12 protein-coding genes and 1 tRNA gene are annotated in these 15,843 nt (G+C 36.3%); 2 read left to right on the top strand and 11 right to left on the bottom strand.

Features of this window, described 5'->3' with window-relative positions:
- Window positions 1-18: 18 nt before the first annotated feature.
- From BLQ00_RS10535 to BLQ00_RS10525, 3 genes are all read right to left on the bottom strand, one after another.
- Window positions 19-855 (bottom strand): zinc-dependent peptidase, encoded by an 837-nt coding sequence (locus BLQ00_RS10535; RefSeq protein ID WP_093144118.1) that lies wholly within the window; start codon window positions 853-855, stop codon window positions 19-21.
- A gap of 100 nt (window positions 856-955) precedes the next feature.
- On the bottom strand, window positions 956-1,666 hold the full coding sequence (locus tag BLQ00_RS10530; RefSeq protein ID WP_093144116.1) for a Bax inhibitor-1/YccA family protein: 711 nt from the start codon (window positions 1,664-1,666) through the stop codon (window positions 956-958).
- 68 nt (window positions 1,667-1,734) lie between these two features.
- Entirely contained in the window at window positions 1,735-2,265 is a 531-nt protein-coding gene (locus tag BLQ00_RS10525) for a hypothetical protein (RefSeq protein ID WP_093144115.1), read from the bottom strand.
- Window positions 2,266-2,518: 253 nt separating this feature from the next.
- Here BLQ00_RS10525 and BLQ00_RS10520 point away from each other — a divergent pair, with 253 nt between their 5' ends.
- Both BLQ00_RS10520 and BLQ00_RS10515 read left to right on the top strand, forming a co-directional pair.
- Complete coding sequence (locus BLQ00_RS10520; protein ID WP_093144113.1) at window positions 2,519-5,728, top strand: SusC/RagA family TonB-linked outer membrane protein; 3,210 nt, start codon at window positions 2,519-2,521, stop codon at window positions 5,726-5,728.
- Window positions 5,729-5,738: 10 nt separating this feature from the next.
- Complete coding sequence (locus BLQ00_RS10515; RefSeq protein WP_093144112.1) at window positions 5,739-7,193, top strand: SusD/RagB family nutrient-binding outer membrane lipoprotein; 1,455 nt, start codon at window positions 5,739-5,741, stop codon at window positions 7,191-7,193.
- A 143-nt stretch (window positions 7,194-7,336) separates the two neighbouring features.
- Here BLQ00_RS10515 and BLQ00_RS10510 read toward each other — a convergent pair.
- From BLQ00_RS10510 to BLQ00_RS10475, 8 genes are all read right to left on the bottom strand, one after another.
- Window positions 7,337-7,410, bottom strand: a tRNA-Arg gene (locus tag BLQ00_RS10510).
- A gap of 39 nt (window positions 7,411-7,449) precedes the next feature.
- Window positions 7,450-7,899 carry a GatB/YqeY domain-containing protein gene (locus BLQ00_RS10505; protein WP_093144110.1) on the bottom strand — a complete coding sequence of 150 codons (450 nt, stop codon included), beginning with the start codon at window positions 7,897-7,899 and terminating at the stop codon, window positions 7,450-7,452.
- A 128-nt stretch (window positions 7,900-8,027) separates the two neighbouring features.
- Window positions 8,028-10,040, bottom strand: coding sequence for a cell division protein FtsZ (ftsZ, locus tag BLQ00_RS10500; RefSeq protein WP_093144109.1), 2,013 nt, complete (start codon window positions 10,038-10,040; stop codon window positions 8,028-8,030).
- 114 nt (window positions 10,041-10,154) lie between these two features.
- Complete coding sequence (gene ftsA / locus BLQ00_RS10495; protein WP_093144107.1) at window positions 10,155-11,495, bottom strand: cell division protein FtsA; 1,341 nt, start codon at window positions 11,493-11,495, stop codon at window positions 10,155-10,157.
- A gap of 5 nt (window positions 11,496-11,500) precedes the next feature.
- Window positions 11,501-12,217: a cell division protein FtsQ/DivIB gene (locus BLQ00_RS10490; RefSeq protein ID WP_139149390.1), complete on the bottom strand. Its 717-nt coding sequence runs from the start codon at window positions 12,215-12,217 to the stop codon at window positions 11,501-11,503.
- The gene (murC, locus tag BLQ00_RS10485; protein ID WP_093144104.1) at window positions 12,207-13,559 is read right to left on the bottom strand and encodes a UDP-N-acetylmuramate--L-alanine ligase; all 1,353 of its coding nucleotides are present in this window, start codon (window positions 13,557-13,559) and stop codon (window positions 12,207-12,209) included. The genes BLQ00_RS10490 and murC overlap by 11 nt, the downstream gene beginning before the upstream one ends.
- Window positions 13,559-14,665 carry an undecaprenyldiphospho-muramoylpentapeptide beta-N-acetylglucosaminyltransferase gene (gene murG, locus BLQ00_RS10480; RefSeq protein WP_093144103.1) on the bottom strand — a complete coding sequence of 369 codons (1,107 nt, stop codon included), beginning with the start codon at window positions 14,663-14,665 and terminating at the stop codon, window positions 13,559-13,561. The genes murC and murG overlap by 1 nt, the downstream gene beginning before the upstream one ends.
- On the bottom strand, window positions 14,652-15,842 hold the full coding sequence (locus tag BLQ00_RS10475; protein WP_093144101.1) for an FtsW/RodA/SpoVE family cell cycle protein: 1,191 nt from the start codon (window positions 15,840-15,842) through the stop codon (window positions 14,652-14,654). Before BLQ00_RS10475 ends, murG begins: the two co-directional genes overlap by 14 nt.
- Window position 15,843: the final 1 nt, after the last annotated feature.

The raw sequence follows: 15,843 nt of genomic DNA, 5'->3' as shown, positions 1-15,843 counted from the left end.
ACTTCCCCTTTTTCAATTTTAATATCCCGCAAAGGTAAAATTGAGCAATTTCTGAGTATAGTTATAAAGCTTAGGAAAATGGGTTTTAAAATCGGATGGAGACTCTATAAAATATTCGGCTAATACCGCCATAAATTCGTATTGATTCGTAAATGCATACGCTCTAAAATACCGCGTTTCGTCTAACTTATCTTTTAAGTCTTGATTGGTTAATTGCGTCAATATATTCTGGAATTGTTTTCCAAAACGTACCGCATCAATATCCTTACTCTGTCTAGCTTCAAGCTGCATTGCATGCATGAACTCATGAATACCAAGATTTAAATTATCGTCCGAAATTTTGTATCCAGTTTCAAAATCTGCCCATGATAATACCAAAGCGCGTTCGCGAGGGTTAAACTCCCCTTTATGATAAGCAGCATTTACGGCACTATAGAACTCTTTTGGATAAATTAAAATAAACTCGATTAAAGAATACTCGTAATTTTTTCTTCCGAAGCTAAGCATACAACCTGTAGCTGCAATGAGCACCTTCATCTTTTCGGTTACCACAACTCCTTCTCTGCCCACAAACTCTTTATCGGCAATGAATCGAGCCACTCTGTGACAAAATTGTTTCTTGTGTTTTTCTGAAAGTTTTTTATAAAAGGAGAAATCTTGTTCTAAAATAGTTCGTTGCGTTTCTGAAAGTTTACGGTACACCAAATAATGACGAAACAAAGGTTTATTGTAAGTACTAGCATACCAGCTTTCAAAAAGCCTAAAGAGAATAAAAAAGAAGCCTAAAAGAACTACTGCATAGGCATAAGGAGCCATCCAAGCAATGTCTTCATCGGGAGGTAACAGTAGCATCATATCGATTTGGGATTAGAAAGATAGCGATTATTTTACACAACCGCTACACTACTGCAAACAAACGATTTACAAGCTGTTTTAGTATGTACGTTATTTGATATTAATTTCTATTTAAGATACTCAATATGTACCAAAAAAGAAGCATCAAGGAAGCAAACAATCCTAAAGAAGCCGCTACATATTGGTCTTCACTGTACTTATGAACCATGTTAGATGTTTGGTATAATATAGATCCAGAAGCTAATAAAATCATTCCTACGCTAAACCAAAGTCCTAAGTTAAATCCAAATAAAGTTCCCGCGATTATAAGTCCGAGCGCTACAAAAAAACCGATAGCAAGGATTGATTTCATAAAAGAGAAATCTCTTTTCGTGAGCAATACAATTGCTGAAAGTCCAGAGAACAAAGAAAGTGTTAGTATAGCAGCTTGATTTAGAATATTAAAGCCACCTTCATCGGCAACCATCATGGCCATAAAAATTAGCGGAATAAATATAAATGCTTCCGCTATAACATATAGTAAAAGCGCTAAATACTGCTTGTTTTTATCATGGCTCGTGAGTGCCATTTTCTCAGCGTAACTTGTCACCAACATAAAACCACCTAACATAAGAAGCCATGTCCATCCTTGAGTTAAGGAAAGTGCAAACTCTAAAAGCGGTGGAATTTGAAAAAATATGGTTTCTACCAAAACAAAAAGTAGTACTGCCAACGCTAAATGCGTGTATGTTTTTTTATAAAAAGCTACTTTTCTGTCTGATTCAAGATCGCTAATAAACAGATTATGTTGTGGTTGCTGGATTTCTTCCATAAGAATTGAGTTTAAATTTCAAGAAATTAAGATACGCTTTATTTGAAAACTACCTATACGTTTTTAATTTATTTAGATCCCTCCCCTTTGAAATTATGCGAGTTGTTTTTAAATAATATATTGAAAGTCGTTAGACTTCCGTAGCATCTGGTAATATATTGCTGTAAATCAATTTTATCTTGTTCTTCTAAGACTTTACTTGCATTAATTTTTTGCTCCATAACACGCAATCGGTCTCGAAGCATAACAATTTTATGAAAAAAGGTATCAATAGGTATCTCTTTGTCCGATAGATTAACATCTTTAGGCTTCAGAATCATTGAGCCTCCCCTCCATTTATCGGCTAACGGAACTATTTCTGTTACATCACTCCATTTCTTCAAGATACTCTTAAGACTTTTCTCTACTTCGTAAAAACTGATTGTATCCACATCATCATCTGAAGCCTCAATAACCTCAAAATCAGCATCTATGGCAATCGTTTCAAGTCCGCTATCTATAAAAGTGACCCAATACATCGTAGATGTAACATTTGTAACGACTCCTTTTCCGAATTCTGAATGGTTTATACGGGATCCAATCCCTAGAATTTGTTTCATATAATGTTAAAATTTAAGTATTCAAAAGTACTATTTTTTACTTTTATGAAATAATTTAGATGAACAGACACACTAAAATAAACTTGCATACCCTTCATTTTTAACCAAATAAAAAAAAAGGGGAAAATTTTTTAATTTAAAAAAAGTATGCAATAATATTTAGCTCTTAATGTTAAGTTAATATAAATTAAAAATTACCACAAAAACATCAAAGAAATCAATATCTTTGTGAATCTTAACAAAAAAACAATATATGAGACAAAAATTTAAACTAATGCTAGTTTTGTTTTCTGTGTTTTTGGCGCAAGCAAGTTTTGCCCAAGAAAAGCAGATAACAGGTACTGTAACAGATGGATCTGGAGTACCATTACTTGGGGTTAACATTATTATCAAAGGAACCTCACAAGGAACTCAAACCGATTTTGATGGTAATTATGCCTTACAAGCATCGGAAGGACAAACTTTAGTATTTAGCTACGTTGGCTATACTGAAAATGAAACAATTGTTGGAACAAACAGCAACATTAATGTTACTCTTCAAGAAGGAGAGTCATTAAATGAAGTTGTAGTAACAGCACTAGGTATTTCTAGAGAGAAACAATCTTTAGGGTATTCTACACAAGAATTGAAAAGTGAAGAAATCACGACAAACAAGAGTGGTAACGTTACCAACGCCTTATCTGGTAAAGTAGCGGGATTACAGATTAGAAGAAACAACAACTTTGGTGGTTCTACTAATGCTGTAATTAGAGGTAATACTTCCCTAACAGGTAGTAACCAAGCTCTTTTTGTTATTGATGGTGTGCCAATTAATAATACAAACACTAACAGTGCTGGTCAAAGCCAAGCATCAGGTGGGTATTATGACTACGGTAATGCTGCATCAGATATTAATCCTGACGACATTGAGTCTATTAACGTATTGAAAGGTGCTGCTGCATCTGCACTATACGGTTCTAGAGCTGCCAATGGAGTTATTATGATTACAACTAAAAAAGGTAAAAGATCTTCAGGAATGGGAATAACTCTTAGTACTGGAGTTAATGTTGGTTTTGTAGACAAAAGCACTTTCGCTGATTACCAAAGTGACTACGGTGGTGGTTACGGTAACTACTGGACTGAAGAAGATATTAACGGAGACGGTATTATTGACCAAGTTGCAAACTATGGTGATGATGCTTCTTACGGTCCTGCTTTCGACCCAAGTCTTATGGTATACCAATGGGACTCATTCGATCCAGATCTTGCTAACTACAGAACAAGAACACCATATGTTGCTGCAGAAAATGGTCCTTTAAGTTTCTTTGAAACTCCTGTAACTATCACAAACTCTATCTCTTTTGATAAAGGTTTTGAAGAAGGATCTTTCAGATTATCTTATACTAAATTAGACCAATCAGGTTTAATGCCTAATAGTGAAATCAACAAGCACAACTTTAGCTTAAGTGGAGTTATCAATGTAACAGACAAATTAACTGCTACAGGTTTAGCTAACTACATTAAAACTGATGGTTTAGGTCGTAACTCAACAGGATACGGTGATAACGTTATTAGTAACTTTAAGCAATGGTGGAATGTCGCTACAGACATCGAAGACCAAAAAAGTGCTTATTTCAACACAAGAAGAAACGTAACTTGGAATCCAGCAACTAGTGCAGCAGGTTCTGCTCCTATTTACTGGGATAACCCTTACTGGACACGTTATGAAAACTACCAAAATGATTCAAGAAATCGTTTCATTGGTCATTTCTCTTTAAACTATGAATTTGCTGATTGGGTAAACGCTACTGCTAGAGTTGCAACTGATACATATAGTGAACTTCAAGAAGAAAGAAGAGCTGTAGGTTCTGTAGCTACTCCGTTTGGTGTAACTCGTGGAAATGTTGGTTCTGGTTACTTAAGAAGAAACATTACTAATACAGAAACTAACTACGATTTTATGTTGAATTTCAACAAAGATCTTTCAGATAAAATCAATCTTTCTGGTATTTTAGGTACAAACATTAGAAGACAAGAGTACCAATCTATTGCTGTATCTACAGCTGGTGGATTAGTAGTTCCTGGTTTATATTCTATCCAAAACTCAGCAGGTCCAGTTCCTAATCCAACTGAAAGAGCTGAAAAAATTGGTGTAGATGGTATTTACGCAAGTGCTTCTTTTGGATACGCTAGTACTTTATTCGTTGATGTAACTGCTAGACAAGATCAATCGTCTACTTTACCAGCAGATGATAACGATTACTTCTATCCTTCTGTATCTTCTAGTTTTGTGTTTAGTAAATTATTAAATGTTGATGCTATTTCTTTCGGTAAATTGAGAGCAAACTATGCAGAAGTTGGTAACGACGCACCATTTGATTACTTATACGACACATACGTTATTAACGCTGATCAAGGAACTTCTGTAGCAAACTCTGCAAAGAATCCTAACTTAAGATCAGAGAGAACTAAGAGTTTTGAATTAGGTTTGGAAATGAAGTTTGCTAATAGCCGTGCAGGTTTTGATGCAGCTTACTACAAAACTAACTCTATTGACCAAATTGTAAGAGTACCTGTTACTACTGCAACTGGTTCTTCTAGTAAAATTCTTAACGCTGGTGAAATTGAAAACACTGGTATTGAACTTTCTGCTTTCGTGATTCCTGTGAAAAATGATAACTTCACTTGGAGGTTAAATGCTAACTGGACACAAAACAAAAACGAAGTTCTTTCTTTAGAAGAGGGTATTGAAACATTACAATTAGGTTCATTCCAAGGTGGGGTTACAATCAACGCTCAAGTTGGTCAACCTTACGGAGTAATTTACGGTACAGATTACACATACCTTAATGGACAAAAAGTTGTTGATCCAGATAGTGGTAAATACATCGCTACAGGAACATCGAACAACATCATTGGAGATACAAACCCTGATTGGTTAATGGGTATTTCAAATAACTTTACTTACAAAAACTTATCTCTTGGGTTCTTAATTGACATTCAACAAGGAGGAAGCATTTTCTCTTTAGACCAATACTACGGTCAAGCTACCGGTGTATATGCTGAAACGTCATTCATTAACGACCTTGGTAACCCTGTAAGAAATACTCTTGCTGACGGTGGTGGTTTCATCAATGAAGGTGTAAATCCTGATGGATCTACAAACACTACAAGACTTAGTGCAAGTGGATTTAGCCCATTTGGATACGCAAGTAATCCAAACGCAGCATTTGTTTACGATGCTAGTTATGTGAAATTGAGAGAAGTTTCTTTACAATACAACTTACCAAGTAAATTCCTTTCTAACACTTTTATGACTGGACTTACTTTTACAGTTACAGGAAACAACCTTTGGATCATCAGCAAAGAATTGCCACACGCAGATCCTGAGTCTGGATTATCTTCTGGTAACCTACAAGGTTATTCAACTGGATCACTTCCAACAACTCAAGATTATGGTTTTAACATTAAAGCCCAATTTTAAAAAATAAGATATGAAAAAAATAATTTTAATAGTCCTTACGGTTTTTATCGCCGTATCATGTTCAGATACCTTGGATAGCCTGAATGCAAACATAAAAGATCCTTCTGCTGTTAGCGGTGAAAGTCTTTTTATTTCAGCTGAAAAGAATCTAGTGGACCAAATGGTATCACTTAACGTGAACCAAAACAACACGAAACTGTGGGCTCAATATTTACAAGAGACTACTTATACGGATGAAAGTAACTACGATCAAGTTACACGTCCGATTCCTCAAAACCATTGGAGTGCTATGTACAAAGATGTGTTAAAGGATCTTGACGAAGCTTCTAAAGTAATTGAAGCTACTACGTATTCTACACCAGAACTTAATGCTCAAAAGCCTAATAAGCAAGCGATCATTGAAATCTTAACTGTATACACTTACAGTAACTTAGTAGAAACTTTTGGAGATGTGCCTTACACTGAAGCTCTTGACCCAGAGAATTTAGCACCTGCTTACGATGATGCTGCTACTATTTACAAGGATCTTATCGTTCGTTTGAGCGCTGCTATCGACCAATTAAACACTGGTTTAGGTAGTTTTGATTCTAGTGTTGAAAACATTTATAATGGTGATACTGCAAAATGGAAAAAATTTGCAAACTCTTTGAAATTAAGAATGGGTATTACATTATCTGATGTAGATCCAGGATTAGCTCAAAGTACAGTTGAAAATGCTTTCTTAAGCGGAGTTATGACTAGCAATGCAGACAATGCAGGATATGCTTACTCTTCTACTGATCCAAACGCTAACCCATTACATGTTGATTTAGTATTAAGCGGAAGAAATGATTTCGTTGCTGCTGTAACATTTACAGACATTCTTAATGAACTTGAAGACCCAAGAAGACCACTTTTCTTAACTGATGTTGCTGGTGACTATGTTGGAGGACAAGTTGGAGCGATTTCTGCTTTTGCAAATCACTCTCAACATTCTGATCAATTTAAAGACCCAACATTACCAGGTATGTTAATGGATTATGCTGAAGTTCAGTTTTTATTAGCTGAAGCTGCTGCAAGAGGATACTCTGTAGGTGGAACTGCTAAAGATTACTATACTGCTGGTATCACTGAGTCTATCACTTACTGGGGTGGTTCTACTACTGAAGCAACTGATTACTTAGCGCAAGCTTCTGTTGATTATGACAGTGCAATTGCTGCTAGTTCTTCTTCTCCAGCTTGGAAAGAAGTTATCGGTACTCAAAGATGGATTGCTTTATTTAACAGAGGAATGGAATCTTGGACTTCTATTAGAAGACTTGACTACCCAGTAATGAATGTACCAGCTGACCCATTATCTGGGTACCCAGCTCGTTACACTTACCCTACTGTTGAGCAAACAATCAACGAAACTAGTTACAACGCTGCTGCTGCCGCTATTGGTGGTGACACTGCTGAAACTAAATTATTCTATGATCTTTTCTAAGAATAAATTTTAATGAATATCAAAGTTCCTTGTGAACTTAAAAAAACCCTTTCAATTTTATTGAAAGGGTTTTTCTTTTATAGTAAAACTAAACACTGAAATAGGAATACAAAAAAACCCGTAACTATTGTTACAGGTTTTTGTGACCGCGAAGGGATTCAAACCCCCAACCCTCAGAGCCGAAATCTGATGCGCTATTCAGTTGCGCCACGCGGCCATTTATTCAGCAAAAATAACTGAATAAATTTAATTATAACTATGAAAGGCGTGCTTTTACAACAGTTGAAATTGTTTTTCCATCTGCCTTACCAGCCAATTGACTATTAACCATTCCCATCACTTTTCCCATATCTTTCATCGAGGCAGCACCTGTTTTTGCAATAACCGAATCAACGACCTTGGCAACTTCCTCTTCAGTAAGCTGTTTTGGTAAAAATTGAGCGATAACTTCTGCCTGAACTAATTCTGGAGCCGCTAAATCTTCTCTACCTTGCTCTACATAAATAGCTGCACTATCTTTTCGTTGTTTAACTTGCTTTTGCAATATTTTAAGCTCTTCTGCTTCACTAATCTCTTCTTTTGAGCCTGTTTCAGTCTGCGCCAATAAAAGAGCAGATTTAACAGCTCTTAGTGCTTCTAGCGACTGTGTGTCTTTTGCTTTCATTGCAACTTTCATTGCATCCATAACTTGCTTTTGTAAACTCATAATTACTTATTTAATGAAACGTAAAGATACGTATTAAAAGGAGATTCTTGAACAGCAAACTCTTCTAAACAAAAGCCTCGAATGCTTATAAGAAACATTCGAGGCTTAATTATACTGTACGTATAAAACTAGTCTACATTATCATGTAAAAAAGAATTATTAGTACGTAAATCTATATCGTCATCATCTGTATGAACAGAAGTACGAGAAATACTACTATCACTACTCTTAGGAGCATCAAGTTCAATTCCCATTCGTTTATAAGCAGGCTGCTTTTCAATATCATCTATTTTAGAAGCACTGTTTCTAAACTTATAATTAAACTCTTTCATTTTCTTTTTACGCTCTTCTGTACGATCACTAAGGATTTTAGAAATAGGCGTATTGAAAGGGTCTTCCTCTTCATCAACCTCTTCTTGAGTTTCAACAGGAGCAACTGTTTTTGTTTCAAATACAATTTCCTCTTCTGCTGCTTTCTCTATTTTAGAAGGCTTAGCACTGGTTAACGAATCTTCTACTTGTTGGTAATCATCTAAACTATATCGTTTCACTCCTTCTGGGCTTAATTCAGTAACAGGAACTACTTCAATATGGTCATTTACCTCAATATCTTCAACACGTGAAACCGTTGGTTCTTCTTCAAAATGTTGTTCTGTAACCTTTTCAGTAGAAGCATGCACAGGAAGATCGAACATTAACATTTGATCATCAGAAGCCTTTGTTTCATTTGAAGTAGACTTACTTTCAAAACTTTTATTTACTTCAGAAATCACAAAATCTTGTTCGTTAACCTCTTCTGAAACTTCTTTTTTAGGAGAAACAACCTCATAATCATGAACATCAATCTCATTAATTAATAACTGTTCAAATTCAGCCAATCTATGCACATCAATCTCTTCGTATTGAATGTCCATATTCTTTATCAATGCAGATGTTTCAACAAAGCCTTCAAAAGGAAGTTCCATAGTAGGATTCTCTTCTTCATCTTCAAAAAGAGTATGCTTAATTACTGGAGGCTCTGGAGCCGTTTCTACAATTTTTTCCGAAGTAGTTGGAGCTGCCTCAAACTTAGGCATTAAATTTTGCTCAGCACGTTGCTCTTCTTCGAGTGTGTGAATAATCTTTTTTGTTTCTGTATTTACAATCTCGTCTTGTTGCTCTACATTAAAACCTGTTGCAATTACTGTAATAGCAATAGCTCCTTCTAGAGATTCGTCTTCACCAACCCCCATAATAATGTTCGCACTATGACCTGCTTCATTTTGAATGTAATCACTAATAGCACCAATCTCATCAATGGTAATTTCTTCATTTCCAGATACAATTAAAAGCAATACATTTTTAGCGCCTTTAATTTTATTGTCATTCAATAAAGGTGAATCTAACGATTTCGAAATGGCTTCTTGTGCTCTGTTTGCTCCACTAGCACTAGAACTTCCCATAATAGCAGTCCCACTATTTGCCAATACCGTTTTAGCATCGCGCAAGTCAATATTCTGTGTATAGTGATGTGTAATTACCTCTGCAATACCACGAGCAGCCGTGGCTAATACTTCATCGGCTTTAGAAAATCCAGCTTTAAAACCAAGATTTCCGTACACTTCACGTAACTTATTATTATTGATAACGATTAATGAATCAACGTTTCTACGAAGATTATCAACTCCAATATGCGCTTGTTCGTTCCGCATTTTACCTTCAAACTGAAAAGGAATGGTAACAATACCTACGGTAAGGATGTCCATCTCTTTCGCCATTTGTGCAATAATTGGAGCCGCACCAGTACCTGTACCACCACCCATACCAGCAGTGATAAAAATCATCTTGGTATTAGAGGTAAGCATAGACTTAAGCTCTTCATAACTTTCCACGGCAGATTCTTCTCCTACTTTAGGATTTGCTCCAGCTCCCAACCCTTCAGTAAGAGAAACTCCTAACTGAATTTTAATAGGCACCGGACTATTTTCTAAAGCTTGTGCATCGGTGTTGCAAATAACGAAATCTACACCTTTAATTCCTTGGCTAAACATGTGGTTAATAGCATTACTACCACCACCACCTACACCAATGACCTTAATTACGTTAGATTGGTTCTTTGGCAGATCAAACGAGATGTTATCAAATTCTTTGTTGCTGCTCATATACTACTTTTTTTGTGAGATTACTGTTGTTCTTTTTTACAGGAACAATGTTTAATATAATATTTTATACTTCGGAAGCTTTGCAAACCAAACAACCGAATTTCCTTTTTTTTATTATTCGGCGTTGTCTAAAAACTCTTTAAACTTTTCTGCCCATTTATCGAAAAACCGTCTTGTTTCTTTTGGTTTCTCTTCCACTAGATCCTCTTCCTCTTCTGCTACTTCAGAAACAGTCTCTGCATTAATTTCTTCTTCGTGCAATACCGACTTACGTGCCGATGTTTTCTCTTTTTCTTTATTCTGAAGGCTATTCAACACCAAACCAACAGCGGTGGCATACAACGGACTTGTCGTCTCGCTATCACTATCGCCTGCTAAATGTTCGTTAGGATACCCTATACGTGTATCCATTCCAGTAATGTACTCTACCAATTGCTTTAAATGTTGCAATTGTGCGCCACCTCCAGTTAAAACAATCCCAGCAATTAATTTCTTTTTTTGCTCTTCGTGACCGTAATTTTTTATCTCTAAATAAATCTGTTCAATAATTTCTACCACTCTCGCGTGAATTATTTTTGAAAGATTTTTTAACGTAATTTCCTTAGGCTCTCTCCCTCGTAATCCAGGAATCGAAACTATTTCATTGTCTTTATTTTCACCAGGCCATGCAGAACCAAATTTGATTTTCAATAATTCTGCTTGCTTCTCGATGATAGAACATCCTTCTTTAATATCTTCTGTAATTACATTTCCTCCAAATGGAATGACAGCAGTATGTCGTATAATCCCATCTTTAAAAATGGCAAGGTCAGAAGTTCCTCCACCTATATCAATCAAAGCTACACCAGCTTCTTTTTCTTCCTGACTCAAAACCGCTTGGGCAGAAGCCAACGGTTCTAATGTGATTCCAGAAAGTTCTAACCCAGCACTTTTAATACACCTACCTACATTCCGAATAGATGACACTTGTCCAACTACAACGTGAAAATTAGCTTCTAATCGTGCACCGTACATTCCGATAGGCTCTTTAACCTCTGCTTGACCGTCAACTTTAAAATCTTGCGGCAACACATGAAGAATTTCCTCTCCCGGTAACATTACTAATTTATGTACTTGATTACACAAACGATCGATATCACTTTCATCAATAACTTCATCACTATTGGCTCTAGTAATGTAATCGCTGTGCTGAAGGCTTCTAATATGTTGCCCTGCTATACCAACAACCACATCGTGGATCTTCATTCCTGAAGAAGTTTCCGCATCTTGAACTGCTTGCTGAATAGATTGTATCGTTTGCGTAATATTATTTACCACACCTCTATGAACCCCTAAACTTTTAGATTTTCCAATACCCAAAACCTCCATTTTGCCGTACTCGTTTGTTTTACCAATCATTGCGACAATCTTGGTGGTTCCAATATCTAATCCTACAGCTATGTTTTCGTTTTCCATTGCCCTTAACGTTTTGTGGCCACTACCTGACTATTAAACTTCAAATTAACAAGACCATATGTTTGTAACGTATTGTCTTGTTTTGCCTTTTTATAAAATGCTTTAAAATTTTGAAACTTTTTTTCTATGGCTTCAACTTTTCCAAAAAGCACTTTAAAACTATCTTTTCGTAATTCTAATACGATCTCCCCATTGTTTTGCGCACGAAGGCCTACAACACTACTTTTCATAAATGGATCATCGTTAATTTTTAAAAGCAATTCTGTTACTTTATCAACATCCATTTTTGAATTTCCCATAATAAGAGGCACCCTTGTTGTATACACAGACGACAAAGGCATCTTTTTTCCATCGGTATCCAAATAAAAATCTGGCGACCCTACCACTCTTGCAATAGGAGTACGCTGCTCAATCTTCGCTCCCAACACACCATCTATCGACATAAACACTTGAGCATCACGAATCATAGGGTTATCTAGAAGGCGTTGCTCTATTTCATTCAAAACTAAAGTTTCTTTATTGATACTCGTAACCTTCTCTTGACTTTGTATCAACAATTTATTAACCGTTTCTAAGGTGATAAAAGGATTGTTTTCATCGATAAAAGAAACATCTAATTTGGTGATATTTCGTTGCGCATTCCGTTTGTTAGTGAAACTAAAAAGAAACACCATCAAGACAGCTAGGGCTATATATTTTATGACTCCTAAACTACGCTTCATTTGTCAATGTATTTGTTATTGTTTGTACTTCGGCTCCAATATCTCCAGCACCTACTAAAAGTTGAATTTTACAAGACGACGCTTTCATTAGTGTTGATAACGCTTCTTTTGTTACTATTTGTTTATTTTCCGAAGCAATCATTTCTAATAGCCATTCTGCCGTGATTCCTGCTATAGGTTCTTCTCTTGCTGGATAAATATCTAGCAACACTACTTGATCAAATTGCGCCAAACTTTTTGCAAAATCTTCTGCAAAATCCCGTGTTCTACTAAACAAATGCGGCTGAAAAACAATTAACTTCTCATCGTTTGGATACATTTCAGAAACCGCTTGATACAACGCATTTATTTCGGTTGGATGATGTGCATAATCGTCGATAAGCACCAAATCATCTCGTTTTATCTTATATGAAAATCTGCGCTGAACACCTTTAAAACTCAATAAAGCTTTGGGCAAGCAATCGGTTGGGGAACCTGCTAAAATTGCCATACCCAAAGCCGTTATAGCATTGAATAGGTTATGGTGTCCGGGCAAATTAAACTGCAACTCTTTTAGAGTTACCGTAGGTGTTTTTAAGTCGAAAATATAACTTCCGTTTTCAATACGAATATGTTGAGCTTCAAAGTCGGCAGACTCCAATATCCCCACTGTATTTCCCTGTAATGGAAGCCCTTTTTTGAATAATAAGTTATCCTTCTTCGGAAGTAATGCCGTAAAATCCTGAAAGGCATCTTCAATAGCAGAAGCATCACCATAAATATCTAAATGGTCGGCATCCATAGAGGTTACGCACGCAATATCTGGACGTAATTGCATAAAAGAACGATCAAACTCATCGGCTTCAACTACTGTAATTTCGTGTCCTTTGTAAATAAAATTTGAATTATAATTTTCTACAATACCTCCTAAAAATGCCGTCACTGGCATATCACATTCAGCTAATAAATGTCCTAAAATTGCCGAAGTCGTTGTTTTTCCGTGTGTTCCTGCGACTGCTAGACACAAAGTGTTTTTTGTAATTTCTCCCAATAAAGCGGCTCGTTTTATCAATTCGAACCCTACAGATTGGAAATGTTGTAATATCTTGTTTTGCTTCGGAATAGCAGGCGTATACACTATTAACGAATTTTCAGGATTGAGTATTGTCGGTATTTCAGAAACCGCATCGATAAATCCTATCGAAATTCCTTCAGAAATAAGCGTTGTTGTCAAGGTACTTGGTGTTTTATCATATCCAAAGACCGTTTTCCCCATACGCTTAAAATAGCGTGCCAATGCACTCATCCCGATGCCACCAATACCGACAAAGTAAAAAGTTTGTATGTTATTTACATCCTTCACTATTCTGATTTCTTATGATTTACAAGCAACTTTTCAATTTCGTTTACAATCTCCTTCGTTGCGTTAGGTTTTGCTAATTTTTTTATATTTTCTGAAAGTTCACGTTGCACTTGTTCTGAACGTAAAATTTCAGACAAAGCTTCTTCAAAACGAGTTTCTAGTTCACTTTCTTTTACCAATACCGCAGCATTCTTTTCAGAAATTGCCAAAGCATTTTTAGTTTGATGGTCTTCAGAAACATTTGGCGACGGAATAAAAATAACGGGTTTCCCTACCAAACATAATTCTGACACCGATAAAGCTCCTGCTCGAGAAATGATTACATCTGCTGCCGCATATACCAAATCCATTCTGTTTAAAAACGTATGCACTTGAACAGACTCGTTGCCCTTGTCTTTATAGTCGTTCTCATAAAAGCTTCCGCATTGCCATATAACCTGTACGTTATTTTCAGCAAAAAAAGGAAGCGAACGATGTACCAATTCATTTATTTTTCGAGCACCTAAGCTTCCGCCAAGCACTACGATTGTTTTTTTTGATGCCTTCAAATTAAAAAAGGAAAGTGCTTCTTCTCTTTTTGAAGCTACCTCCAATAAATCTTGTCGAACGGGATTTCCCGTTAGTTTAATTTTTTCCGAAGGGAAGAATTTTTCCATTCCCTCGTAGGCTACACAAATTTTCTGTGCTTTATTCGCCAGCCATTTGTTAGTAATTCCGGCGTGACTATTTTGCTCTTGAATCACACACGGAATCCCCTTATTAGAAGCAACACGTAACAAAGGGGCACTTGCATACCCTCCTGTACCCACAGCAGCGTTGGGTTTAAACTTTTTAATGATGCTACGAGAACGCAACAAGCTAGAAATAAGTTTCAACGGAAACAGCATATTTTTAAAACTCAAACTACGTTGCAATCCTGAAATCCAAAGTCCTTCGATAGCGTATCCCGCTTGAGGCACTTTTTCCATTTCCATACGGTCTTTTGCACCCACAAATAAAAATTCGGCATTTGGATACCGCGATTTTAATTCGTTTGCAATCGCAACCGCCGGGTATATATGACCTCCGGTTCCTCCTCCTGATATGATGAATTTATAGGGCTTCACTTAAAATATCTAATGGGTTTTGTTCTTCCTCTTCTTGTATTACAACTTCTCTTTTAGCACTGACACTTAAAATCATTCCAATAGCAAGGCAGGTCATCCAAATAGACGTACCTCCACTACTTATTAATGGCAATGTTTGCCCCGTAACTGGAAACAATTCCACCGCAACCGCCATATTTATCAATGCCTGAAATACGATAGGCAATCCTACTCCAATGACTAATAGTTTACCAAACATGGAGGTTGATTTATGCGCTACAACCACCAATCTAAACAGCAATAACAAATACATAAACAGTAAAAAGAACGCGCCTACCAATCCGAATTCTTCCACAATAATGGCGTATATAAAATCGGAAGATGATTGTGGTAAAAAGTTTTTCTGAATACTCTTTCCTGGCCCTAATCCTGTTACACCACCTGATGCGATGGCTATTTTTGCTTTTTCAATTTGATAATCTGCTTCCGTATCTTCATTATCTGCAAAGCTTTCAATTCTGCTTATCCATGTATCTACTCTATTCGGAAAAACTCCTGGAAATGCTTTTGCTGTCAAAACAAAGAGCGTTAAACACAACAATCCTGCTCCTAAAATGATTCCTAAATACTTCAAAGGATATCCTCCCACAAAAACAAGCACAATCACCATTGCAAAAATGATTGCTGTTGTTGAAAAGTTAGCAGGTAGAATTAACGCGAGTATGACAAAAACAGGTAACCATAAGGGAACCAAAGTCTCTTTAAAAGTGATTTCTTTGTCTTTTATTCGTGAAAGATACCGCGCTACATACGTCATAAGCACTACAGCTGCCAACGTTGATGTTTGAAAGGTCACACCCACGAAAGGCACACGAATCCAGCGACTTGCATTGGCACCATCAATAGTGGTTCCTTCTGTAATCGTAATTAACAACAATACAATGATTACAGGCAAGGCAATGATTGAGAGCCCTCTAAAATAATGGTACGGTATTTTATGAACTCCATACAAAATAGCAAACCCCAACAATAGATGTGCTAAATGTTTCAGCAAAAATTTTAACGTACTTCCATCCCCATATAAGTATGCAAGATTGCTACTTGCACTATATACAGGTAAAAAAGAAAACAACGCCAAAAGGGCAACCACGGCCCAAATAGCTTTATCTCCTTGTATGTATTGAAATATGTTTTTCACG

Source organism: Ulvibacter litoralis, from assembly GCF_900102055.1.
Lineage (GTDB): Bacteria > Bacteroidota > Bacteroidia > Flavobacteriales > Flavobacteriaceae > Ulvibacter > Ulvibacter litoralis.
This window is presented reverse-complemented; position numbering and strand designations above follow the sequence as displayed.

Excerpts from the sequence above, each read along its gene's own strand:
- BLQ00_RS10535 (WP_093144118.1), bottom strand. The coding sequence starts at position 855 with ATGATGCTACTGTTACCTCCCGATGAAGACATTGCTTGGATGGCTCCT.
- BLQ00_RS10530 (WP_093144116.1), bottom strand. The coding sequence starts at position 1,666 with ATGGAAGAAATCCAGCAACCACAACATAATCTGTTTATTAGCGATCTT.
- BLQ00_RS10525 (WP_093144115.1), bottom strand. The coding sequence starts at position 2,265 with ATGAAACAAATTCTAGGGATTGGATCCCGTATAAACCATTCAGAATTC.
- BLQ00_RS10520 (WP_093144113.1), top strand. The coding sequence starts at position 2,519 with ATGAGACAAAAATTTAAACTAATGCTAGTTTTGTTTTCTGTGTTTTTG.
- BLQ00_RS10515 (WP_093144112.1), top strand. The coding sequence starts at position 5,739 with ATGAAAAAAATAATTTTAATAGTCCTTACGGTTTTTATCGCCGTATCA.
- BLQ00_RS10505 (WP_093144110.1), bottom strand. The coding sequence starts at position 7,899 with ATGAGTTTACAAAAGCAAGTTATGGATGCAATGAAAGTTGCAATGAAA.
- ftsZ (WP_093144109.1), bottom strand. The coding sequence starts at position 10,040 with ATGAGCAGCAACAAAGAATTTGATAACATCTCGTTTGATCTGCCAAAG.
- ftsA (WP_093144107.1), bottom strand. The coding sequence starts at position 11,495 with ATGGAAAACGAAAACATAGCTGTAGGATTAGATATTGGAACCACCAAG.
- BLQ00_RS10490 (WP_139149390.1), bottom strand. The coding sequence starts at position 12,217 with ATGAAGCGTAGTTTAGGAGTCATAAAATATATAGCCCTAGCTGTCTTG.